Raw genomic sequence first — 22,186 nt, forward strand, 5'->3', positions numbered from 1 at the left:
GTCGGGTCAGCGGCGGCGGCCGTGAAGGTGATGGCGGCCGTCAGGGTGGTTTTCCCATGGTCCACGTGCCCAATCGTCCCCACGTTCACGTGCGGCTTCGTGCGTTCAAACGTTCCTTTTGCCATGTTCTTTACTCCCTCCAAGCGGTGGACCCACGCAAAACCGCCCTTTGATCGGGCTCCCCCCGCGCATGCCGCAGGGTTCTGGAGGCGCGTGACGCCCACATTGGGTTGAATCTCGCCAGGGTGGTGTCCCACCATGCTGGCACGCTGCGCCGCTTCCCGGAGCCTTCTTGACACTGGTGGGTTAAGCCAGACTCAACGAAGGCTGGGGCCTCACGGCGCACCGAAGATGTAGGGTACATGATCCGGCTCAGTTGGGCAAGGGGTAGAGCCGTCACGACCTGCGTGACGACTCCCCGGTCTGCTCCGGCTCAGCGGCGCGTGTAGGCCACCACGTCCCGGTCAAACGCGCCGATCAGCATGACCAGACCCAGCACCGTGCCCAGTGGAAACAGCAGGAGGCTGAACACCGCCACCACGATGCTGGACACCCGGCCCCAGCCCCGGCCCTCCAGCACCGCGCGGCGCGTGTAATACAGCCAGAGAATCTGCAATACAGTCAGCGCAAACGACAGCCACAGCACCGTGGGAATCAGTGATAGGGGCAGCACCTCGCCGGGCAGGCCCAGCTGCCCCTGCAGTTCAGGCAGCATGCTCTGCAGCTGAGGGCCCAGGAAGGGCAGGGCCAGCAGCGAGAACGCTGAATACAGCAGCAGGACCAGCAGCGGAATGGTCAGAAAGTTCAGGCGTTTGGGCGGGACGCCGGGAGCAGGAGCAGGCACCGTCATGCCTGCAGAGTAGCGCGGCGGGTCACCAGGGCTCTGCCTATGCGCGGGCTGGCCGCCCCACCGCCAGCCTCGTCGCTTCAGCATTCTTCTGCCGACCGCCAAAGCCAAAAAAAGGAGCGCCCTGAGCGGACGCTCCCCCATCCCGGATGGAATTTACTTCTTCATCAGCTGCTGGGCAATGTTGTTCGGCACCTGGCTGTAGTGATCGAAGAACATGGAGTAGCTGGCGCGGCCCTGGGTCATGGAGCGCATGTCGGTGGCGTAGCCGAACATCTCGCTCAGAGGCACGAAGGCCTTCACGATCTGTGCGTTGCCGCGGGCTTCCATGCCCTGAATCTGGCCACGGCGGCTGTTCAGGTCACCAATGATGTCGCCCATGTAGTCCTCGGGGACCGTCACTTCGACGCGCATGATGGGCTCCAGCAGGGCGGGGGCGCCCTTCTGCACGGCTTCTTTGAGCGCCATGGAACCGGCGATCTTGAACGCCATTTCCGAGGAGTCCACTTCGTGGTAGCTGCCGTCGTAAATGGTGACCTTCATGTCCACCACGGGGAAGCCCAGCATGGGGCCGCTCTGCATGGCTTCTTCAATGCCCTTCTGGGCGGGGCCCACGTATTCACGGGGCACGGTGCCGCCTACGATGGCGTTCTCAAAGACGAAGCCGGCGCCGGGCTCCAGGGGCTCGGCCTTGATCTTCACGTGGCCGAACTGACCACGGCCGCCCGACTGACGCACGAACTTGCCTTCCACGTCCACCGCGCGGGTGATCGTTTCACGGAAGGCCACCTGGGGCGCGCCCACGTTCGCTTCCACCTTGTACTCGCGCTTCAGGCGGTCCACCAGGATTTCCAGGTGCAGCTCGCCCATGCCGGCAATGGTGGTCTGGCCGGACTCCTGGTCGGTTTCCACCTTGAAGGTGGGGTCTTCTTCGGCCAGCTTCTGCAGCCCAATGCCCATCTTTTCCTGGTCGGCCTTGGTCTTGGGCTCGATGGCCAGCTTGATCACAGGCTCGGGCACGTCAATGCTTTCGAGCAGCACCTTGTCGTCACCGTCGCCAATCAGGGTGTTGCCGGTGCCCGCGTCCTTGAGGCCGATCACGGCGCCCAGTTCGCCGGCCTTCAGCTCGGTCACTTCCTCGCGGCTGTTGGCGTGCATCTTCAGCAGACGGCCCACACGCTCGCGCTTTTCCTTGCTGGCGTTGTACACGTAGCTGCCCGACTGCAGGGTGCCCGAGTAAATGCGCACGAAGGTCAGGCGGCCCACGTAGGGGTCAGCCATGATCTTGAACGCCAGTGCAGCCAGCTTGCCCTCGGGGTCAGCGGGGAACTCAATGGTGTCCTCGGTGTCCTCGATCTTGCCCTTGATGGCCGGCACTTCCAGCGGGCTGGGCAGGTAGTCCACCACGGCGTCGAGGAGCAGCTGCACGCCCTTGTTCTTCAGGGCGCTGCCGCACAGCACGGGGAAGATCTTCTTCTCGATGGTGCCCTTGCGCAGCGCGGCGACCAGCTGCTCCACGCTGGGTTCCTCGCCTTCGAGGTACATCATCATCAGGTCTTCGTCCACCTCGGCGGCGGCTTCAATCAGGGCCGCGCGCATCTCGGTCACCTTGTCGGCGTACTCGGCGGGCACGTCGTGCTCCTGAATCTCGGTGCCCAGGTCGTTGGTGTACGTGTAGGCACGCTGACGCACGATGTCGATGATGCCCTTGAACTCGCTTTCCTGGCCCATGGGGTACTGAATAGGAGCAGGAATGGCGCCCAGGCGCTCGCGGATGTCGCTCAGCACCAGCTCGAAGCTCGCGCCGGTCTTGTCCATCTTGTTGGAGAACGCGATGCGGGGCACGCCGTACCGGTCGGCCTGACGCCACACAGTTTCGCTCTGCGGCTCCACGCCCTGGCTGGAGTCAAACACGGCCACCGCGCCGTCCAGCACGCGCATGGAGCGCTCCACCTCAATGGTGAAGTCCACGTGACCGGGCGTGTCAATGATGTTGACGACGTATTCCTGCTCGGTGCCGCTGCGAGTCCACTTGGCGGTGGTGGCGGCGGCGGTGATGGTGATGCCGCGCTCGCGCTCCTGCTCCATCCAGTCCATGGTGGCGGCGCCGTCGTGCACTTCACCGATGTTGTGGGTGCGCCCGGTGTAGTACAGGATGCGCTCGGTGGTGGTGGTCTTGCCGGCGTCAATGTGGGCGGCAATTCCGATATTGCGGAAGTGGGTGAGGTAACTCTGGGCTTTGGTGGTCATAAGACTCCCTGATTCTGTGGGGCGACGTGTCTCGTCACCGTCAGTTCGGCACCCTGTGGGGGCTGGGGGCGGCTGGGTCTCGCTTCACGCGAGATGGACGGCAGGGGGCACCTACCGTCCGACAATTCCTTTCATCCGTGTGGGCTTTCCCGTGTCTCCCGCTGCACTCCGCATCAATCGGAACAGCGCCGCTTCCTGCTACGTTGCGCGAGAGACACTTCGGTTCCTGCTCGCTCCGCTCGGATTCTGGGGCCTGGCCCCAAAACCGGAATTACCAGCGGTAGTGCGCGTAGGCGCGGTTGGCTTCCGCCATGCGCTCCACGTCGTCTTTCTTCTTGATGGCGCCGCCACGGCCCTGCGCGGCGTCCATGATCTCGCCGGCCAGACGCTCAATGGCGGTGCGCTCGGGGCGGCCGTCCACGGCGCTGATCATCCAGCGCAGGGTCAGGCTCTGCTTGCGGCGCTCGGTGGGCTCCACGGGCACCTGGTAGGTCGAACCGCCCACACGGCGGCTGCGCACTTCCACGCGCGGTTTGACGTTGTCATACGCCTGCTTGAAGATTTTCAGGGACTCCTGACCGGTACGCTCCTGAACGAGCTTCATGGCGCCGTAGAAAATGCGGCTGGCGAGGTTCTTCTTTCCATCCCGCATGATGCGGTTGATCATTGCGCTTACCAGTACGTCCTGGTACACCAGGTCGGGCTGGACAACGCGCACTTCAGCTTGGCGGCGACGTGCCATGGTTGACTCCCTTGAGGCTCAACCCAGCCCCTGCTGGGCGAGCGGCGCGCACTTCAGGCGCGAATAACGTGCTTCATTGGCATCACCCCTTGGGGTGAAGGCAGACCCGGCGCGGCCCAGCGTGGGCACGCGCAAGTGGGTCTTACTTCTTCTTCGCGCCCGCAGCGGCAGCGCCGGCCTTGGGCTTCTTGGTGCCGTACTTGGAGCGGCTCTTGTTGCGGTCTTTGACGCCCTGGGTATCCAGGCTGCCGCGCACAATGTGGTAGCGCACGCCGGGCAGGTCCTTGACACGGCCACCGCGAATCAGCACCACGCTGTGCTCCTGCAGGTTGTGGCCTTCACCGGGAATGTAGGCGGTGACCTCGAAGGCGCTCGACAGCCGCACGCGGGCGATCTTGCGCAGCGCCGAGTTCGGCTTCTTGGGGGTGGTGGTCTTGACGACCGTGCACACGCCGCGGCGGAAGGGGCTGCCTTTAAGGGCAGGAACCTTGCTCTTCTTCTGGATCGTCTTGCGACCCTTACGAAGCAGTTGCTGGGTGGTAGGCAGGGGAAATCACTCCTAGACTGGGCTAAGCAGATGCTTGTGGAGAGGGCGGGTGGCCGCGCCACGCGGACGGGGCGGCACAGGGTTGACGGGTGAAAGGCTTGAGGTGATCGCGCACCGCGCCTGGGCAGCGGCCCGGATGTGGACCGCGCCGGCGGTGGCCGGCCGAAAAACCCCCCTGGTGCAACCCGGAACCGGGGCAGTTTTCAACCTTCGCAGCATACGCTGCCCCAGGCAAGCGGCGCAAGGGGCCCGCCGCCCCTTGCGCCGACGCGCCCCCTGTGCAGCCGCGCGGGGCTGTGCTACACTCCGCTCTGCCCGTTCTGTCTGTGCGGACTTCTTGTGCGGAGAGGTGCCAGAGTGGTTGAATGGGTCGGTCTCGAAAACCGAAGTAGTCGCAAGGCTACCGTGGGTTCGAATCCCACCCTCTTCGCCAAACCGCCCCCAGGTTCACGCCTGGGGGTTTTGTTGTGGGTCCGCTGGCACTCAGCCCAGGGTGGGCCACGCCGAGAGCACCGCTGCTTCGCGCGCGGCGTACACCACGGCGCCGTGCGCTGTTCGGAGCCGCTCGCCGGTCAGGGGCAGATACAGGGCGCCGTACAGAGCCTGCCCGGCCTGGGCCAACGCCATGAGTTCGCCCTGCCACGCCGCCGGGGTGGCGGGCACCCAGGTCCGGGGATCAGCCTCATCGCTCAGCAGGGCGCAGGGATCGGCCAGTTGTGCGGCCGTGAGTTCCAGATGCTGGCGCAGGGCCAGCACCCGGCGGGCCAGTGCCGGGTGGGTCTGCACTGCCGCAAAGTCCAGGCGATGCGCCGCCTGCAGCAGGCCCGGTTGGCCCGGCACGCTGAACAGCCCCGACAGGCCGTCCGGGCCATACAGGACTTCCCGCAGGGTGTCGCGCAGCAGTTCGGCAGCAGCCATCTCCCTGCACGGTACGCCACACAGCGGATGCGGGTTGCCTCGTCCCTCCCCTACCCTGAACGCACGATGATCCTGAAGATCAAGATTTTCCTGTAATTGCACACGTTCTGCATCGGCCCCAACGCTAAAATGGGGGCAATGCTGGACCCTGTGCCCACCCCGGCCCCGCGCGTTGCGGCGGCTCGGCGCGGGTCTCAGGTGTGGCCTCCCGGGCTCAGAGCACCCGCTCGCCCCTCCACCTCCCCGTCTGTTGCCGTGGCGCTCTGTGCTCCGGCGCAGCCGCCCCTGAAGGAAGTGAACCACCATCGATAAAGTGCATGGCAACCTGTCTGGCCTGCGTCCCGCACAACTCAAGGCCCTGGGCCACCTCTACCGCCGCCGCATTGAACCCGGGCGTGTGGGCTCGCCGGAACTGGCGCGCAACCTCGCGGAACTCTCGCACGACGTGCGCCGGGAAGTGGGCGTATTGATTGACCGCCGGGGCCGCGTGATCTCGGTGAGTGTGGCCGACGCCAAGGGGACCGAATTCCCGGACCTGCGCCTGGGCGAGCACCGGCTGGCGGGCTTTCACCTGCTGCACACCCACCCGCGCGGCGGCGCGCTGAGCAAGAGCGACCTCTCCACGCTGTTCCTGAAGCGCCTGGACGCCGTCAGCGCCATTGAGGTGCGGCCCGAGGGCCAGCCGGGGCTGGTCCACACGGCCCACCTGACGCCGCCCGGCACGGTGGGTGAGGAAGAGGACTGGCGCATTCTGCCCCCCGTTCCGTCCTTCCAGATTGACGAGTTTGACCTGGGCGCGCAGGTGGGCGCGCTGGAAGAGGAAATTGCCCGCGCCGCCCGCACCCGCGAGGCCAAAAAGGACCACGAACGCGCCATTCTGGTGCAGATTGACCAGGGCGAATTTGACGCCGAGGAACGGCTGGACGAGCTGGCTGAACTGGCCCGCACCGCCGGCGCCGAGGTGGTTCACAGGGAACTGGTGTTCCGCCGCCACCTGAAGGCGGGCACCCTGGTGGGCGCCGGGAAACTGGAAGAACTGACCAGCAAGGCGTACCACCTGGACGCCGACCTGCTGATCTTTGGGCAGGAACTGGGTCCGGCCCAGGCGCGCGAGATTGAGGCCGCCACCGGCCTGAAGATCATTGACCGCACGCAGCTGATTCTGGACATCTTCGCGCTGCACGCGCAGGGTGTGGAGTCGCGCCTGCAGGTGGAACTGGCGCAGCTGCGCTACATGAAGCCGCGCCTGCTGGGCGCCGGGGCCGCCCTGTCGCGCATCGGGGGCAGTGGGGGCAGCGCCGCCGGTGGGGCCATCGGCACGCGCGGGCCCGGGGAAACAAAGCTGGAGCTGGACCGCCGCCGGATTAATGACCGCCTGAGCTTCCTGGAAAAGCAACTGGAAGGTGTATCGCAGCGGCGCGAGGAACGGCGCAAGCAGCGCGCGCGCAACGACGTGCCTGTGATTTCGATTGTGGGCTACACAAACGCGGGCAAATCCACCCTGCTCAACGCCTTTACCCACGCGGCCGAGGAACCCCGGCGCGTGCTGGCCGAGAACAAACTGTTTGCCACGCTGCGCCCCACCAGCCGCCAGGGCTTTCTGGAAGGCATTGGGCCGGTGGTGCTGACCGACACCGTGGGCTTTATCCGCGACCTGCCCGCCGACCTGACCCGGGCGTTCCGCGCCACCCTGGAAGAGATTGGCGACGCCGACGTGCTGCTGCATGTGGTGGACGCCGCCAGCCCTGGGGCTGACACCCGCCTGGACGCCGTGAACCGCATTCTGGAGGACCTGGGCTTCCGGGAGATGCCCACGGTGATCGCCCTGAACAAGGCCGACGCTGCCGATCCCGAAGCGCTGAGTCGCGAGGTGGCCCGCACCGAAGGCATTCCGGTGAGTGCCCTGCGCAATCTGGGCCTGAGCGAGCTGAAAGAGACCCTGGCCGACGCCGTGGCGCAGGTGCAGCGCCAGCAACTGGCCGCCCGTGAGGAGGCCCGCGAACTGGCCGCGCAGTACCGCTAGGCCCAGCCCACCACAGCCAGACGGCGCGCGTGCAGGCGTGCCGCCCGCTTTCTTTTGTGTGACGCGGGCTCACCGGGGACCGTGCCAGAGTGCACAGGTGCGACTGGCGTGGCTGTATCTGGTGGGGGTGGCCCTGGTCTGGGCCCTGGGAGAAGTGCTGGGCGAGCGCACGGTGCCCACCCTGCTGCTGGCCTACGCGCCCCCGCTGCTGTGGCTGCTGCCCGCGCCCCTGGTGCTGGGCGTGGCCCTGTGGCGACGCCGGGGCCGGCGGGCCGCGCTGGTCGGCGCGCTGCTGGCGCTGTGGGGCGCGGGCCTGCTGCACTGGAGCCCGCAGCAAAGTGGTGACCTTCGGGTGGTGAGCTATAACGTGCTGCGAGGCGACCGGGCAGGTCCGGAAAAGCTGGGCCGGGCCCTGGCGGCCCTGAACGCCGACGTGATTCTGCTGCAGGAAAGCAATTTTCGCCGCCCTGGGCAGCGGGCCGCGCTGGCCGCCGCCCTGCCCGGCTACCGCGCCCTGCACGCCGCTGAGGTCACGACCCTGACGCGCCTGCCCGTGCAGGAGGTTCGCCGCGTGCCACTGCCGCGCCACCGCCGCGAGCTGCTGATTACTCGCCTGCGCTGGAGGGGACAGCCCCTGACTGTGGTGAACGCCCACCTGGGCACGGTGCAGGTGGTGGACGCCCTGGCCGGCGACTGGGCGTATCTGTACCGGACGCGGGCGGCGCGTGACGAACAGGTGCAGGTGCTGGCACGGGTGGCAGCCCAGACCCAGGGGCCGCTGCTGCTGGGCGGCGACCTGAACACCCCGCCGCGCGGGCTGCTGTGGCGCCGGCTGCGGGCCGCCTACGGTGCGGGCGCCCACGACCACGCTGGACAGGGCCCCGGCTGGACCTTTCCGGCGCTGCGCGTGCGGATTGACCATGTGCTGAGCCCCGATCTGCGCCCGGTGCGCAGCCGCGTGCTGCCCTGGACCTTCAGCGATCACCGCCCGCTGCTGACCGAGTGGCAGGCCCCGGGAACTGCGCCCTGAGCCACCGCCCGGCCTGGGCCGGCGACCGCAGGCGAATGAGCTGCAGGTGGGGATGGGCCGCCGCCAGCGCCACGGTTTCGCCGCGCCGCCGCCAGTGGGTCCGCATGGCCCAGCGCACTGGCCCCTCGGCGCTCAGGGCGCCGCGCAGCGTCTCGCGGTTACCGTTCCACAGTTCCTGGCGCGTGAGCACCCGCCAGACGGTGCGCCGCAGCACCCGGCCAAGAACCACGGGGGCCGGATAATCCAGCCACACAATGGTATCGGCCCGCGCCCAGCCGATGTCGCGGGCCCGGCTGTAATTGCCGTCCATGACCCAGCGGGGCTGCGCGGTAAACGCGGCCACCTGCGCGCGGAACTGTGGGAGCGGCGCTTCCTGCCAGCCGGCCAGGTGGTTCCAGGCGTCCTGCTCGCCGTGTGGGACCCCCAGCCGGGCCGCCAGGGCCCGCGCCAGGGTCGTTTTGCCGCTCCCGGAAGTGCCGATCACGATCACGCGCTGCATGAGCGCAGGAAAGCAAAAGGGGCATGGTGAGGGCATCGGCCAGGTGGCCGAGGGTGCCGGGGGGTCGGGGCGTCGGGCGGGCCTGGAGATCGGGACAACAGGTGCTCTGGGCCCGCCGAGAAAGAGGGCGCCCTCCCCTGTGCGAAGGCCAGAGACGCTTGACTGCGGCTGGCCAAGCGGTATCCAGACCGGCGTGTGCAGGGCCCTCGCCCTGGCCCCTGGTCTTCCAAGGACCCCCTGGCCCAACGCGACAGGTGCCCCCTTCCCTGGTTCAGCCGACTGGAGGTTCCAGATTCAGCTGCTCTGCACTCCTCGGTGCCCTGACCTCCTTCAGTTCCCCCGTACCAGCTTCAGAATTCGCCCGCTGCTGTATTCCGCCACGTACAGTTCGCCGCGTTCGTCCTCACCGAAGGTGCTGGGGCCGCCCACCTTGCCCAGCGTGCTCTTGGTCCAGTTACGGCCCGTCATGCGCGCGGCCCAGACTGTACCGGACGCGAAGTCGGCAAAGACGTACTGGCCCCTGAGCGTGGGAATGGCGCTTCCCCGGTACACGTATCCGCCGGTGACACTCTGGCCTTCCTGACGGCCGTACACCAGCACCGGCTCCACGTAATCGCCGGGCTTGCAGCCGTCTTCAAAGCACTGCCGGCCCTCTCGCACGCGCCAGCCGTAGTTCTCGCCGCCCCGGCTTGCGCGGGGCTGCCAGTCAATCTCCTCGAAGGCGTTCTGGCCCACATCGGCAATGATCAGGTCGCCGGTCTGGCGGTCAAAGGAAAAGCGCCATGGATTGCGCAGGCCATACGCCCAGATGTTGGGGTTGGCGCCGCTGCGGGTCAGGAACGGATTGCCGGGGGCAGGTTTGGCCGCCGCACCCCGCACATCAAAGCGCAGGATCTTGCCCAGGGGCGAGGCCAGATTCTGACCATTATTCTGTGGATCGCCCCCAGAGCCGCCGTCGCCCAGGCCCAGATACAGAAAGCCGTCCGGGCCAAACGCCAGCTGCCCGCCGTTGTGGTTGGGGTAGGGCTGCTGGGCAGTGAACAGGGTCTGGGCACTGCCCGGGTTCACCTGCTGCCCGCCGGCCGCCGCCACGTAACGTGCCAGCACCGTATCGCCGTTGCGGTCGGTGTAGTGCACGTACAGGCGCCGGTTGGTCTTGTAGGCCGGATCGAAGGCCAGGCCCAGCAGGCCACGTTCACCCCCGGCGCGGGTCAGGGCGCGCAGGTCGGCAAACAGCTGGGGCTGCACCCGCCCGCCCTGCACCACCCGCACGCGGCCGTCCTGCTGCGCAATGAACAGGCGCCCCGAACCGTCCCCGGCGTGGGTGATGGCCGTGACCTGGTTCAGGCCACTGACAAAGGGACTGAAACTGACGCGGGGGGCCTGGGCGGCTGCCGGACCGGGCAGCACAGCAGCGAGCAGCAGGGCACTCAGGGCGGGCAACAGGCGCGGCATGCCCCAGTGTGACGGTGCCCAGCCCCCGCGCACCGCAGCGCGGCGTGAAGAGACCTTCACGGCTTTTGCTCCTGTGTGCCCCCCCCACTGGCCCACACTGGGACCTGCATTGTTTTCACCAGGAGGTACGACATGACGGGTCCCTACGACCGCCCGGCGGCTCCGGCCACCGAACCCACGAACACCCCCGGCCCCCTGCCCGAACAGATGCCGGGCCAGTCCACCCCAGGCCCCATCAGTGAGCCGCCTGCTAACCCCGATACCCCGGGCCTGCCAGAGCCCACACCCCCCGCGAATCCCGATACGCCCGGCCTGCCCGAACCCATGCCGGCGATGTAAACGGGCACCCAGGCGGCCACACCTCTATTCAGAGGGTGTGGCCGTACGCCTTGAGCCACACCCGGTGCGCCGCCCAGTCAGGCATGACCCGGGCCACGTGGGCCCAATAGCGCGCCGAGTGGTTGAGTTCCAGCAGATGCGCCGCCTCATGGAGGGCCACGTAATGCAGGACCGGCAGCGGCGCGCGGCTGAGTTTCCAGTGCAGGCGGATGTCGCCCCTGGCCGCGCAGCTGCCCCAGCGGGTGCGGGCGCCACTGACGGTCACGCGGCCCAGGCGGTCAGCCGCGCCCAGGCGGGCTGCGTAATGCGCCACCAGGGTCCGGTAGGGCGCGGCACAGGCCCGGCGCGTCCAGATTTCCAGGGCGGCCTCGGGCCCAGCGGCTGGCAGGATCAGCTGCTGTCCGTCGCGCAGCGGCGCGCGCACCGCCGGGCTCAGGCGCAGCTGCAAGTCCTCGCCCAGAAACGGCAACCGCTGGCCCTCGTGGGGCGCCGGCCGCCCAGCGGGGCGCGCGGCAAACTCTGCCAGGTGCCGGGCCACCCAGTCGCGCCGGGTGTCCAGAATCGTCTGCAGCTGCGCGGCTGTCAGGCGGGCGGGGGCATACAGGGTAACCGCGCCGGGCGCCACCTGCAGGGCGACCGTGCGGCGGCGCCCGCTGCGCTGGACGGTCACCGGCACTCCCCCAATGTCCCACCCTGACACCCCTTTAGCAAAGCGCAAAAAGCGGGCCGGTGCAAGAGACCCGGCCCGCCCAGACGGCCTGCAGTTTACAGCTGGTTATAGGGGAGGCTGAAGGTATCGCAGTCGTTGGGATTGCCGCTGCGCAGGCCTGTCATGAACCACTTCACGCGCTGCTGGCTGGACCCGTGGGTAAAGGCGTCGGGCACCACGCGGCCCTGCGACTGCCGCTGCAGGTTGTCGTCGCCAATGGCCTCGGCGGTGCGGACGGCTTCCTGCACGTCGGCCTGGGTGATGTTCGTCTGCTCGCGGGTGCGGTTGCCCCACACCCCGGCAAAGCAGTCGGCCTGCAGTTCCAGGCGCACGCCGTAGCTGTTGGCCTCGGCCTCGGTGCGGGCGCTGCGCTGGCGGCGCGTGACCTGATCGGCAATGCCCAGCTCGTTTTGCACGTGGTGGCCCACCTCGTGGGAAATCACGTAGGCATAGGCGAAGTCACCGCCGCCGCCCAGCCGCTGCTGCATGGTGGCAAAGAAGCTGGTGTCCAGATAGATGCCGTTATCAGCCGGGCAGTAGAAAGGGCCCACCGCGCTGCTGGCCTGGCCGCAGCCGCTGGTGGTGCCCCGGGTGTACAGCACCAGGGGCGGCTTGGTGTAGGTGCGGCCCGCCTCCTGAAACACCTGGCTCCAGACCTGATGGGTGCTGCCCAGAATCCGGTCCACGAACTGGTATTCCTCGTCGTTGGCACTGGGCGCGGCCCCCGACTGGGTTTGAGGGGCCGTCTGCTGCCCGCCGCCCAGAATGGCGCCAGGGTCGACCCCGAAGAACATGGCGATCAGGGCGATGATCAGGCCACCCACCCCGCCCACGGCGATGCCGCCCCCAGGCAGGCCGCCGCCGCGCCGATCATCAATCCCGCCCCCACTCCCGGGCAAATTTTTCCAGTCCATATGGGTCTCCTTCAGGGTGGGCCGCCTGAATCGGCCAGCCCAGCCCGCCACAGAGCCATTGTAGAAATTTGCGCGCTGGGCGCGGTTGAAATGACCTTTAGGGTTTGCAGTGGAGTTCTGAAGGTTGGGGTCAGCGCCGCCAGAATCCGGCGATCAGCCCCAGCAGGGCCCCGACCAGCAGCCCGCCGGGAAGCCCCGCCGATATCTGCGCTTTGGTCTCGCCGGGTAGCAGGGCCGCCAGCAGCCGGTCCAGCTCCACACCCACCAGCAGCAGCCCAGCCACCAGGGCCATCCCTAGCCCCAGCGCCGTCAGCTCGCGGCCCGGCGAGGCCCCACCCGCGGCCAGCGCACGTGGCAGGGCCGCCACCCCAGTAGCCACCAGCCCAGCCATCAGGTACGCCAGCCCGAAGCTCCGGCTGAAGCGGTCCGCGGTCAGCAGCGGCAGCAGGGTCACGAGGGCGGCGCCGCCCCCAGCACCGGCGAGGACCAGCGCCAGCGGACCGCGCACTGCCATCATGCCCAGGGCCAGCCCAAATGCTGCGGCGCCCCCCAACAGCCAGCCCAGGATGTTCATGGCTCCAGTTGTATCCTGCCGGGGCTCACCGTGCGTCCCTCTTCAGTCGTAGGAGTAGCCCACAAAGTACAGGTGTGTGGGCTGCCCCGCCGCGTAGGCCACCACATACAGACTCTCGCCCCGGCCAATGGGGTCGGTCAGTTCATCGCAGGTCTCGATCTGTTCCAGCGTGGGCTGCGCGGTGCCGAAAAGCGCTTCCAACTGCTCGTTGCTCAGGGGGTGCATCCCCCAGTCTTCCGGGCTCTGGGCCAGGCCGGGCACATCCAGGATGGTGCGGGTGCCCTCCGCGTCTGCCGCCTCAATGGCCTCTTCTCTGGTGGCGTGCGCTGGCCCAGGCGCGGGGGAATCTGGCGTTACCGGAAAGTCGGGAAACATGATGACGGGCGAGTAGCGCCCCGCCTGGAACTCGCGCCGCTGCACGCGTTCCAGGACGGCGGCAATATCAGGTTCGTAAGGCTCGACGTACCACCACAAATGGCCACCCATAAGGCCAGCCTACGCCAGGGCAGGCTCAGACCAGGGCAGAGGTGAGCCGACCTCGACGCGTCTCTGACCTGCAGAGATCCAGAGGCAGGGAGAACCCAGCCACAGAAAGGCGCCGGAGCAACCCTCTGCCCCGGCGCCTTTCCTTCTGGCCTCAGCTGAACAGCGTGCTCACGCTCGCGCCGGTGTGGATGTTGACAATGGCGTTGGCAAACAGCGGCGCCACGTCCAGCACGGCCAGGCGGCCACCCGCGTTGTCAATCTTGCTCTGGGGCACCAGCACCGTGTTCGTGCTGGCCACCTGCGTGACATTCAGGGCGGCAATGCGCTGGATGGCCGGGCCGGTATACACGCCGTGGGTGACGGCCACGTACACGTCCTTGGCCCCCATGCTGCGCGCAATGTTGACCGTTTCCACGAGGCTGCCGGCCGTGCTGATCTCGTCGTCCACAATAAACACGGTCTTGCCGTCCACGTCCCCGATCAGGGCGCGCGGGCGCACCTCGGTGTCGGACAGGCGCTCCTTGTCAATCATGGCAAGGCCCGAATCCAGGCGCCGGGCAATCTGGGACGCGCGCTTGATGCTGCCGGCGTCGGGGGCCAGCACCACGCCGTTGTGGGCGTCCGGCACCGACTTCTTGAAATGCTGCGCCAGCACCACGTCCGCCGAGAGGTGATCCACCGGCACCTTGAAAAAGCCGTGCACCTGCGGAGCGTGCAGGGTCATGGTCAGAATGCGGTCGGCGCCGGCTTCCTGCAGCAGGTCGGCAATCAGACGCCCGGCGATGGAGATGCGGGGGTTGTCCTTCTTGTCACTGCGCGCGTAGGAGTAGTAGGGAATAACCGCCGTGACCCGCCCGGCACTGGCGCTCTTGGCCGCGTCAATCATCAGCATCAGTTCCATGATCGAGTCGCTGACCGGCGTGGAGAAGGTCTGCACGATAAACACGTCGCCTTCGCGCAGCGACTGCTCGTAGTGAACGATGATGTTGTCGTTGGAGAACTTCTCGGTGGTGCTTTCGCCCAGCGGCACCCCCAGGTGGTCGCAGATGGCGTGCGCCAGCGGACGGTTACTCTGCCCGGCGAAGACCAGCAGGGGTGAACGGCGACTTTGCAGCAGGGCGGACGGAGCGCGGTGGGGGGCGGACAAGAGAGAATCCTCCAGAGAAAGAAGCGCAGGGGCGCAGGGGCGGACACACAGGGGCGTTTTTCGGGGCAGCCCGTAAGCACCGGGCCACCAGCCGACCGCTGTGCAGCATACCTGCCCCGCCCCTGAGGTGTCATGGCGCCCGGGCGTGCCCGCGCCGGGAACAGGGCCCATGAATGTCTGCCCAACAGGGACAGGGCCCCGGACCCGGTAGGCTGGGGCCCATGACCCTGGACGCCGTGATCGTGGGGGCCGGGCCCAATGGGCTGTCAGCGGCCATAACGCTGGCGCGCGCTGGCCTGCGCGTGCAGGTGCTCGAAACGCACGGTCAGGTGGGCGGCGGTCTGCAAAGCCGCGCGCTGACCCTGCCGGGCTTCGTGCACGATTACGGTTCGGCCATTCACCCGCTGGCCGTGGCCAGCCCGGCCTTCCGGCAGTGGCCCCTGCACGCCTTTGGACTGCGCTGGGTGCACCCCGACGCCCCTGTGGCCCACCCGCTGCCCGGCGGCGCGGCGCTGCTGGAGCGCGACCTGCACGCCACCGCCGCCGGGCTGGGCCCGGACGGCCCGGCCTGGGTGCGGCTGTTCGCCCCCCTGGTGCGCGAGCATGAGGCGCTGCTGGAGGACATTCTGCGGCCTCTGCCCCGGGTGCCGCGCCACCCGCTGCTGCTGGCCCGCTTTGGGCTGCGCGGCCTGCCCAGCGCGGCGTGGATCAGCCAGACGCACTTCCGCACCCCGCAGGCCCGCGCGCTGTGGGCCGGGCTGGCGGCGCACACCACCCTGCCCCTGACCACGCCCGGCACGGCCGCCATGACGCTGGTGCTGGGGCTGCTGGCACACGCGGTGGGCTGGCCCTTTCCGGCCGGCGGCGCGCAGGCCCTGGCCGACGCCCTGCACGCTTACCTGCGCCACCTGGGCGGCGAGGTACATACGGGCGTGACTGTGCGCGGCCCCGGCAACCTGCCTCCGGCCCGGGTGACGCTGGTGGACAGCAGTCCCCGCGTGCTGCTGGCGCTGCTGGGCGACCGGGCCCCCGCCCGTTACCGCGCGGCCCTGGAAGGCTTCCGCTACGGTCCCGGTATTCAGAAATTTGATTACGCGCTCTCCGGGCCGGTGCCGTGGCAGGACCCCCGGGTGGCGCGGGCCGCCACGGTGCATGTGGGCGGCCCCGCCCCAGAGATCGCAGCGGCCGAGGCCGTGGCCGCCCAGCGCATACCGGCGCGGCCCTACGTGCTGACGGCGCAGCACACCCTGTTTGACCCCAGCCGCGCGCCCGCCGGGCAGCACACCTTCTGGGCCTACACCCACATTCCCAACGGCAGCGCCGGGGACGCCCAGGGGGCTGTGGAAGCGCAGCTCGAACGCTTTGCCCCGGGGTTTGGTGAGCGCGTGCTGGCCTGCACCCGCACGACGGCGGCGCAGTTGCAGGGCTTCAGCCCGGTGTTTCAGGGCGGCGACGTGAACGGCGGCCGGGGCGACTTGTGGGGCCTGCTGGCCCGCCCGGTCCCCAGCGCCACGCCCTACCGCACGCCCGTGAAAGGGGTCTACCTGTGCTCCAGCGCGACCCCACCCGGCGGCGGGATTCACGGCATGGCCGGCTACCACGCGGCCCTGGCCGCCCTGAAGGATGAATTCAGGCTGCAGGCCACGCCGTAGACCGGCGCGCCGGGGCAGCCTGGAGGCTGGGCTCAATGGTGAGAACGTTTGCGCGGCGCAGAGAGAGGCCAAGCGGCCTCGCTCCCTCTGTGTCGCCGCTGTCCGGGGCTCAGCCTCTCGCCGTGCGAGCTTTCCCCCTTCCCCGCACTGGAGGAGGGGTAAAAGTGCCGTGCTCGTCGTCTGAAGCGCTGACCAACTGGTACGGGCTCCGTCTGTTCCGCCGGCACATCGGCACAGAGCCGATGTGCCGGCGCCACGCCCGGAAGGGCGCCTCTCTCCGATCCGCTCGACGGCGCCGCTTAGGCAGTCCGCTCGGCGCTCAGCGTTGTTGCCCGCGGTTCAACCGGGCTCCGGCTTACTCGCCCCGGAACATCTTGCCGACCTTGCCCAGGAACCCCTCGGGGCGGTCGTTCACCTCGTCGCCCACGGCGCGGGCGTAGGCCAGCAGGGCCTCGCGCGCTTCGGGGCTCAGCTGGCTGGGCCGGGGCACCACCACGTCGTATTCCACGATCAGGTCGCCGGTGCCCGCTCCCTGCAGCCGGGGCATGCCCTGGCCACGCAGGCGGTGCAGTTCGCCGTGCTGGGTGCCGGCCTTGACCTCCACCGTCTGGGGACCGTCCAGGGTGGGCACCTGAATCTGCCCGCCCAGCGCCGCCTTGGCAAAGCCGATCTTGGCGGTGTGAATCAGGTGTTCCTGTTCGCGGCGCAGTTCGGGGTGGCGCTCCATTTCAATATGCACGTACAGGTCGCCGTTGCCGCCGGGCCCCTCGTTGCCCATGCCGCTCACGCGGATGCGGTAGCCCTCATCAATGCCGCGCGGCAGCTTCACGCTGACCGTTTCGCCCTTCAGGGTGCGGCCCCGGCCCCGGCAGACGGTGCAGGGGTCCTGAATGGTCTGGCCCTCGCCCCGGCAGGTGGGGCACGCCTGCTGGGTTTCTACCACGCCGAAGATGGTGCGGGCCTGGGCGCGCACGGCCCCGGCGCCGCCGCAGGTGGTGCAGGACACGGGGGGCTTGCCCCCGGGTTCGGTGCGGCTGCCGTGGCAATGCTCGCAGCCCGTCAGGCGGTCCACAGTTACCTGAATTTCCTCGCCGGCGCGGGCCTGGGCCAGCGTGACGTGGGCCTCGGTTTCCAGATCGTCGCCCCGGGCGGGGCCCCGGCGCCCCCGGCCACCCACCGCGCCGCCAAACAGCTGCTCGAAGATGTCCATGGGGTCAAACCCGGCGCCGCCCATGCCGCCAAACGGATCGCCGCCGGGCATTCCGGCGCCCGGCGCGCTGCCAAAGCGGTCGTAGTGCGCGCGCTTCTCGGCGTCGCTCAGGACCGCGTACGCCTCGTTGATCTGCGCGAATTTCTCGGCGGCCCCGGCCTCCTTGTTGCGGTCGGGGTGGTACTTGAGGGCCAGTTTCCGGTAGGCGGACTTGATCTCATCGGCGCTTGCGGTGCTCGCCACGCCCAGCAGTTCGTAGTAATCCATGGCTCGTTTCTCGCCGGGCACCGCTGCCTGTGGGGCAGGGGCCGGGCCTCCGGTGCTCAGGTTAACATGACCAGACTCAGGAAAAGTGGGCTACAGGCTATGAGCTTTGAGCCATGGGCCATGGAGTAAATCCCCAAAGCCCATGGCTCATAGCCCATAGCTGCCTAAGTACGTTGCACCTCACGTTACGACTTTGCAGGAGAGCACCGCAAAGTCTCCACTCCCGGTGCAACGTCCTTTTTTCGATACTCGCTCCGCTCGGTTGATCTAAAGATCAACAGCGAGCTACTTAGTTCTGCTGTGAAGCCCGCCAGCCCAGCACCGCGCCGGCCACGTCCGGCCCCGAGACCACGCAGGCCAGCTGGCCCGCGCCGTGGGGCAGCAGCAGCACCGAGGCGCCGCCGTAGTTCAGGCTCAGGTGACCCAGGTCGCCCTGGCTCACGTGGGCACCGCCCACATTCGCCGCTGTGAGCAGAAAGCGGGCGTACATGCCAAAGGCTTCGGGCAGGGCCGCGCCCGTCTGGGCGGTCACCGTGCCGTCCTCGCCGTACAGGGTTGCGCCATGCACGCCGGGCACCTGTGCCAGCCCCGCCAGAGGCCCTGTTTCGGCGGGCGCGCTGGGGGAAGGCGCGCTGCTTACAGGTGCCGCCCCGGACGCCGCCGGGACCCGGGCAGCCAGCGCCGCGCGCAGATGGGGCTCAATGGCGGGCAGCAGTTCACCGGGGGTAAAGGGCTTGCGCAGCACGCCGCAGGCACCGGCTGACTGGGCGTCGCGCTGGGTCACGTCATCCACGATGCCGCTCATCAGCATGATGGGAATGGTCACGCCCCGGTCGCCCAGGATGCGCGTGAGTTCCAGGCCGCTCATGCCGGGCATCAGGATGTCGGCCAGGATCATGTCGGGCATGGGGTCAAGGGTATTCAGGGCGCTCTCGGCGCTGTCGGCCATGCGCACGGCAAAGCCCTGCGGAGCCAGAATGCGCTCCAGGGCTTTGCGGACGCTGACGCTGTCGTCCACCACCAGCACGGTGGTGGGGTTCTGCGGGTCAGTGAGATCAGACGGATTCATGAGGCCTCCAGGGCGGACGCAAGCGGATCGGCGGCGTGGGCATGGTCGACATGCACGGCCGCCTCCATCAGAAGCCGGGCGGTGGGCAGGGTGATCTGCCGGGGGTAACCGTCCAGGGCGTCGGGAGAAAGAAGGTGAAAACGGAAGTCGCCTTCCGCGCGGACACTGAGCAGGAAGGGCACGGCCTGCGTGGGAGCGCGCGCGCCGCATTCGGCGTCAATAATTTCGCCCCGGCGCAGCACGAGGTGCGCGGGCTGCGCCCCCAGATGCACCAGCAGCAGCCCCGAGAGCTGCAGGTCCTGCGCGCACAGCAGCACGTCGGTCAGGCCCAGGTCGCTCAGCTGCCCTTCCAGGGCCGCCGCCTCCGGGTCGTCCCAGGTGGGCGCACTGAGCCCCGGCATGCGCGCCAGGGCGCGGGCCAGCCCCTCGGGAGCGGTCAGGCCAGCCGGCACCACCACGTCAAAGGGCCCGCCGTAGCGCCCTGGCAGCTGGGCGCCGGGAATCAGCACCACGGTCTCGGCACTGGCCGGGTCGTCGCGCAGAATCTCGTGCAGGTCGGCCGGGCTCAGGTCATCCAGCGCCGGGTCAATAACCACCAGCGGGGGACGCTCGCGCTCAATCTGGGTGAGGGCGTGCAGGCCGCCCGCCGCTGTGGCCGCGCTCATGCCCGCCACCTCAATCAGGGCGGCGTGCGACAGGGCGCGCGAGAGCTGAGGCGAGACCACCAGGCAGCCGGCCGACGGATCGGGGCTCACGCCTGCACCTCCGCGCGGCCGGGCAGCAGCGCGGTCAGGCGCCGCAGCAGCAGCCGCTCCTCGGCCGGTTTGGCAAGGTAATCGTTGGCGCCCAGTTCCATGGCCAGCTGCTGGTGTTTCTCGCCCGCGCGGGTGGTCATCATGACCACCGGCAGGGCGGCGTGTTCGGGGGCGGCGCGCAGGGCGCGCAGCAGTTCAAAGCCGTTCATACGGGGCATTTCCAGGTCGCTCAGCACGAGGTCGGCCTTCAGGCCGGCCAGCAGGCGCTCCAGGGCGTCCTGGCCGTCGTGCGCGGTGGTCACGGTGAAGCCCGCGCGTTCCAGGGTGCGCCCCACATGGCGGCGCACGCTCAGGCTGTCGTCAACCAGCAGCACATGCGCCTGGGCGGCCACGGGGGCCGCCGCGCGCACCCGCCGGGGCCGGGCCTGCAGGCGGCTCAGGCCAGCCGGGTCCAGCACCGCCACCGGGTACGCCTGCCCGCTGGCGTCCATCAGGGTGGTCATGCCCATGAGGTAGTCCAGGCCCCCCAGCAGGTTGCCCGCCGGGCGCAGCACGATTTCTTCCAGGCTCAGGAATTCATCCACGATCACGCCCAGGGTACCGCCCCCGGGCAGGGACAGACGGGCCAGGTAACGCTGGCGGGCCGGGGCCTCGCCCCACGCCGCGCCCAGGTCCAGGCTCCCCTCTGGGGCCTGACCGTCCAGGGCGCTCATGCCCTGCAGCTGGGTGGCCAGCACGGCCACGCGCACGGTGCCCACCTTCATCACCAGCACGTCGGTGATCTGCTGGGCCACCGGCACCTGCAGGCGCACGGTGGTGCCCCGGCCGGGGCGGCTTTGCAGGTTCACGCGGCCCCCCATGCGGGCAATGGCCTCGCGCACGGCGTCCATGCCCACGCCGCGCCCGGCTTCCTGCGTCACCTGCTGCGCGGTGCTCAGGCCCGGCAGGAACACCAGTTGCGCGGTCTGCTCATCGGTATAGCCTGCCAGTTCCCCGGCGCTGGCGTGGCCAGACTGCAGGGCGCGGGCGCGCAGGGCGTCAAAGTTCAGGCCCTTGCCGTCGTCGCGCACCGTCACATGCAGCTGGCCGTCAGTCACGCCCGCGCTCACCTGAATGTTCAGCAGGGCGGGCTTGCCAGCCGCCACGCGGGCAGCCTCGCCCTCGCCGCCGTGCACCGCCGCGTTCGTCAGCAGGTGCAGCAGCGCCTCGCCCAGGGGCCCGGCGTGCTGGGCGTCCAGCAGGCTGTCCTCGCCCTCGATGGTCAGGGTCAGGTCGCCCCGGCGCGAGGCCCAGCGGTGCAGCGGGGCCGTCACGCGCGACAGCGGCACCAGCCGGGCGCGGCTGAGTTCCACGCGCAGCTGGCGGGTCAGTTTTTCCAGCGCCGTCACCTCGTCGCCCAGCACGCTGATGGTCTGGGCGGTCTGGGCGCGCACCTCCACAAGGTCGGCGCTCAGCTCGGTCACGGCGCGCGCCAGGATGTTCAGGTCGTCGTAGGTGTCCAGCTCCAGGGCCCCGAAGTCGCTCAGGCGGTCTTGCAGCTGGCCGTCGCGGGCGGCCTGCGCCGAGGTGGTCTGCGCCCCCTCGCTGGCCGCGCCCATCTGCAGGTGCGGGTTCAGGTAGCGCTCTTCAAAGTCGCGCACCGTGCGCTGCACCCGCTCGTGGGCGGCGTCCAGGCTGGCGGCCACCTGCTGCTGGCGCAGAAAGAGGCCGTTGAGGCGCGCGCGCGTGGCCACCAGTCCGGCCACGTCGTCCAGCATGCCGTCCAGGCGGGCGCTGTCCACGCGCACACTCAGGCGCTCGGGGGCGGCGGCCGGGGCGGCATTCTCGGCGGCCTCCGGGGCCGTGAGGGTCACGTCCTGGCCGGCCAGCAGGGCCGCGACCATATTGCGGTACAGCGGCACGCGCTCGCCGGGATCCTCGGCGCGGCCCTCGGCGTGGGCCAGCACGGCGCCGGCCAGATTCAGGCCGTCATCCAGCAGCGGCAGGGCGCGCTCAATGGTCACCGCGTCCTCGCGGGCGGCGCCCAGCAGGTCTTCCATGGCGTGGCCCACATCGGCCAGGGGCGCCAGGCCCACCATGGCGCTGGACCCCTTGAGGGTGTGCGCGGCGCGGAACAGCGCGGCCAGGTCCGGGGACTCGGCGTGCAGGCCGGCGCGCAGCAGGGTCATCAGGTCCGAGGCTTCGGGCCCGAAGTCTTCCCAGATCTCGGCGTTGGTAACCGCAAAGGCTTCTTCGCGCTCACCCTGCTGGCTGGAGCGGGCCTCCAGGCGAAAGGGCTGCGTCTTCAGGAACTCGGTGACGTAAGCGGGCCCCGAGAGTTCGGCAAAGTGCAGCCCCACCTCGCCCTCGCCCCGGCCCGTTTCCACGCGGTCCAGGGCGGCGCTGAGGCACGTGACCATGCGCTCGATAATCTCGGTGAGGGGCTGCACTGCCGCTTCACCCAGGCTGGCGCGGCCTTCCATCAGGCGCTCCATCAGGGCGGCCAGGGCGGCGGTCTGGGGGTGGCTGTACAGGGCGGCGGTGCCGTGCAGGCGGTGGCTGAGCACCCACAGCCGCTCCATGGCGGCCGGGCGGGCGTCGGGCACCCAGAGGTCCACGGTGGCGTCCTCCAGGCCCGCCACGACGCTGCGGGCATCCTGCAGGTACGTGGCGGTCAGGTCCGCGTCCAGGGTGACCGGGGTGTGGGGCTGCGTCATGGCGGTAAACCTCGCTGGCTGGTGCTGGGGCGACAACTGGGGCGGTGAGCGGGGAGC

The 22,186-nt window shown here is 69.1% G+C and carries 21 protein-coding genes and 1 tRNA gene; 5 read left to right on the forward strand and 17 right to left on the reverse strand.

All coding sequences use genetic code 11. The features are described from left to right. From C8263_RS07435 to rpsL, 5 genes are all read right to left on the reverse strand, one after another. Positions 1–125 (reverse strand): GTP-binding protein (locus C8263_RS07435; protein WP_233218726.1); only part of this gene is annotated, 125 nt, incomplete at its 3' end. A 308-nt stretch (positions 126–433) separates the two neighbouring features. Further along, positions 434–850: a hypothetical protein gene (locus C8263_RS07440; RefSeq protein ID WP_107137501.1), complete on the reverse strand. Its 417-nt coding sequence runs from the start codon at positions 848–850 to the stop codon at positions 434–436. 153 nt (positions 851–1,003) lie between these two features. After that, positions 1,004–3,097, reverse strand: a complete 2,094-nt coding sequence (gene fusA, locus C8263_RS07445; protein WP_107137502.1) for an elongation factor G — start codon at positions 3,095–3,097, stop codon at positions 1,004–1,006. A 271-nt stretch (positions 3,098–3,368) separates the two neighbouring features. Beyond that, positions 3,369–3,839, reverse strand: a complete 471-nt coding sequence (rpsG, locus tag C8263_RS07450; RefSeq protein WP_107137503.1) for a 30S ribosomal protein S7 — start codon at positions 3,837–3,839, stop codon at positions 3,369–3,371. A gap of 142 nt (positions 3,840–3,981) precedes the next feature. Beyond that, positions 3,982–4,386: a 30S ribosomal protein S12 gene (rpsL, locus tag C8263_RS07455; RefSeq protein WP_055363465.1), complete on the reverse strand. Its 405-nt coding sequence runs from the start codon at positions 4,384–4,386 to the stop codon at positions 3,982–3,984. 343 nt (positions 4,387–4,729) lie between these two features. Here rpsL and C8263_RS07460 point away from each other — a divergent pair. Continuing rightward, positions 4,730–4,819 (forward strand) — tRNA-Ser (locus tag C8263_RS07460). A 50-nt stretch (positions 4,820–4,869) separates the two neighbouring features. Here the strand turns inward: C8263_RS07460 and C8263_RS07465 are convergent. Continuing rightward, positions 4,870–5,304: a hypothetical protein gene (locus C8263_RS07465; protein WP_107137504.1), complete on the reverse strand. Its 435-nt coding sequence runs from the start codon at positions 5,302–5,304 to the stop codon at positions 4,870–4,872. 313 nt (positions 5,305–5,617) lie between these two features. Here C8263_RS07465 and hflX point away from each other — a divergent pair, with 313 nt between their 5' ends. Continuing rightward, entirely contained in the window at positions 5,618–7,327 is a 1,710-nt protein-coding gene (gene hflX / locus C8263_RS07470; protein ID WP_199188344.1) for a GTPase HflX, read from the forward strand. Positions 7,328–7,424: 97 nt separating this feature from the next. Further along, a complete protein-coding gene (locus C8263_RS07475; protein WP_233218707.1) occupies positions 7,425–8,357 on the forward strand; it encodes an endonuclease/exonuclease/phosphatase family protein in 933 nt (310 codons plus the stop codon). Here the strand turns inward: C8263_RS07475 and C8263_RS07480 are convergent. Continuing rightward, positions 8,302–8,856: a P-loop NTPase family protein gene (locus C8263_RS07480; RefSeq protein WP_107137506.1), complete on the reverse strand. Its 555-nt coding sequence runs from the start codon at positions 8,854–8,856 to the stop codon at positions 8,302–8,304. The genes C8263_RS07475 and C8263_RS07480 overlap by 56 nt on opposite strands. Before the next feature lie 330 nt (positions 8,857–9,186). Continuing rightward, complete coding sequence (locus C8263_RS07485) at positions 9,187–10,311, reverse strand: PQQ-dependent sugar dehydrogenase (protein ID WP_107137507.1); 1,125 nt, start codon at positions 10,309–10,311, stop codon at positions 9,187–9,189. Positions 10,312–10,443: 132 nt separating this feature from the next. On the opposite strand from C8263_RS07485, the gene C8263_RS07490 reads away from it, so the two are divergent. Further along, a complete protein-coding gene (locus C8263_RS07490) occupies positions 10,444–10,650 on the forward strand; it encodes a hypothetical protein (protein WP_107137508.1) in 207 nt (68 codons plus the stop codon). A 28-nt stretch (positions 10,651–10,678) separates the two neighbouring features. Here the strand turns inward: C8263_RS07490 and C8263_RS07495 are convergent, their stop codons facing one another. The 5 genes from C8263_RS07495 to C8263_RS07515 form a co-directional block, all read right to left on the reverse strand. Continuing rightward, a complete protein-coding gene (locus C8263_RS07495) occupies positions 10,679–11,320 on the reverse strand; it encodes a M48 family metallopeptidase (RefSeq protein WP_233218708.1) in 642 nt (213 codons plus the stop codon). Positions 11,321–11,415: 95 nt separating this feature from the next. Further along, positions 11,416–12,273 carry a KPN_02809 family neutral zinc metallopeptidase gene (gene ypfJ / locus C8263_RS07500; protein WP_107137510.1) on the reverse strand — a complete coding sequence of 286 codons (858 nt, stop codon included), beginning with the start codon at positions 12,271–12,273 and terminating at the stop codon, positions 11,416–11,418. A 130-nt stretch (positions 12,274–12,403) separates the two neighbouring features. After that, on the reverse strand, positions 12,404–12,847 hold the full coding sequence (locus C8263_RS07505) for a hypothetical protein (protein ID WP_107137511.1): 444 nt from the start codon (positions 12,845–12,847) through the stop codon (positions 12,404–12,406). A gap of 42 nt (positions 12,848–12,889) precedes the next feature. After that, positions 12,890–13,333 (reverse strand): hypothetical protein, encoded by a 444-nt coding sequence (locus C8263_RS07510; RefSeq protein WP_107137512.1) that lies wholly within the window; start codon positions 13,331–13,333, stop codon positions 12,890–12,892. A gap of 151 nt (positions 13,334–13,484) precedes the next feature. After that, positions 13,485–14,480, reverse strand: a complete 996-nt coding sequence (locus C8263_RS07515; RefSeq protein WP_107137513.1) for a ribose-phosphate diphosphokinase — start codon at positions 14,478–14,480, stop codon at positions 13,485–13,487. A gap of 221 nt (positions 14,481–14,701) precedes the next feature. Between C8263_RS07515 and C8263_RS07520 the strand changes: the two genes are divergently transcribed. Beyond that, complete coding sequence (locus C8263_RS07520; RefSeq protein WP_107137514.1) at positions 14,702–16,132, forward strand: phytoene desaturase family protein; 1,431 nt, start codon at positions 14,702–14,704, stop codon at positions 16,130–16,132. A 355-nt stretch (positions 16,133–16,487) separates the two neighbouring features. Here C8263_RS07520 and dnaJ read toward each other — a convergent pair whose 3' ends face one another. The 4 genes from dnaJ to C8263_RS07540 form a co-directional block, all read right to left on the reverse strand. Next, positions 16,488–17,609, reverse strand: coding sequence for a molecular chaperone DnaJ (gene dnaJ, locus C8263_RS07525; protein ID WP_107137515.1), 1,122 nt, complete (start codon positions 17,607–17,609; stop codon positions 16,488–16,490). A 289-nt stretch (positions 17,610–17,898) separates the two neighbouring features. After that, complete coding sequence (locus C8263_RS07530) at positions 17,899–18,678, reverse strand: response regulator transcription factor (protein WP_107137516.1); 780 nt, start codon at positions 18,676–18,678, stop codon at positions 17,899–17,901. Beyond that, positions 18,675–19,433, reverse strand: coding sequence for a DUF4388 domain-containing protein (locus C8263_RS07535; RefSeq protein WP_107137517.1), 759 nt, complete (start codon positions 19,431–19,433; stop codon positions 18,675–18,677). Before C8263_RS07535 ends, C8263_RS07530 begins: the two co-directional genes overlap by 4 nt. Next, positions 19,430–22,129, reverse strand: coding sequence for a hybrid sensor histidine kinase/response regulator (locus C8263_RS07540; protein WP_107137518.1), 2,700 nt, complete (start codon positions 22,127–22,129; stop codon positions 19,430–19,432). The genes C8263_RS07535 and C8263_RS07540 overlap by 4 nt, the downstream gene beginning before the upstream one ends. Between the last annotated feature and the right edge of the window lie 57 nt (positions 22,130–22,186).

Origin of the sequence: Deinococcus arcticus, from assembly GCF_003028415.1 — a bacterium.
Classification (GTDB): domain Bacteria; phylum Deinococcota; class Deinococci; order Deinococcales; family Deinococcaceae; genus Deinococcus; species Deinococcus arcticus.

Bases quoted from the DNA above. Each gene is read 5' to 3' on its own strand.
- C8263_RS07530 (WP_107137516.1), bottom strand. From the start codon at position 18,678: ATGAATCCGTCTGATCTCACTGACCCGCAGAACCCCACCACCGTGCTG.
- C8263_RS07480 (WP_107137506.1), bottom strand. From the start codon at position 8,856: ATGCAGCGCGTGATCGTGATCGGCACTTCCGGGAGCGGCAAAACGACC.
- C8263_RS07490 (WP_107137508.1), top strand. From the start codon at position 10,444: ATGACGGGTCCCTACGACCGCCCGGCGGCTCCGGCCACCGAACCCACG.
- C8263_RS07505 (WP_107137511.1), bottom strand. From the start codon at position 12,847: ATGAACATCCTGGGCTGGCTGTTGGGGGGCGCCGCAGCATTTGGGCTG.
- fusA (WP_107137502.1), bottom strand. From the start codon at position 3,097: ATGACCACCAAAGCCCAGAGTTACCTCACCCACTTCCGCAATATCGGA.
- dnaJ (WP_107137515.1), bottom strand. From the start codon at position 17,609: ATGGATTACTACGAACTGCTGGGCGTGGCGAGCACCGCAAGCGCCGAT.
- C8263_RS07520 (WP_107137514.1), top strand. From the start codon at position 14,702: ATGACCCTGGACGCCGTGATCGTGGGGGCCGGGCCCAATGGGCTGTCA.
- C8263_RS07440 (WP_107137501.1), bottom strand. From the start codon at position 850: ATGACGGTGCCTGCTCCTGCTCCCGGCGTCCCGCCCAAACGCCTGAAC.
- C8263_RS07465 (WP_107137504.1), bottom strand. From the start codon at position 5,304: ATGGCTGCTGCCGAACTGCTGCGCGACACCCTGCGGGAAGTCCTGTAT.
- ypfJ (WP_107137510.1), bottom strand. From the start codon at position 12,273: ATGGACTGGAAAAATTTGCCCGGGAGTGGGGGCGGGATTGATGATCGG.
- C8263_RS07540 (WP_107137518.1), bottom strand. From the start codon at position 22,129: ATGACGCAGCCCCACACCCCGGTCACCCTGGACGCGGACCTGACCGCC.
- C8263_RS07485 (WP_107137507.1), bottom strand. From the start codon at position 10,311: ATGCCGCGCCTGTTGCCCGCCCTGAGTGCCCTGCTGCTCGCTGCTGTG.
- rpsG (WP_107137503.1), bottom strand. From the start codon at position 3,839: ATGGCACGTCGCCGCCAAGCTGAAGTGCGCGTTGTCCAGCCCGACCTG.
- C8263_RS07510 (WP_107137512.1), bottom strand. From the start codon at position 13,333: ATGGGTGGCCATTTGTGGTGGTACGTCGAGCCTTACGAACCTGATATT.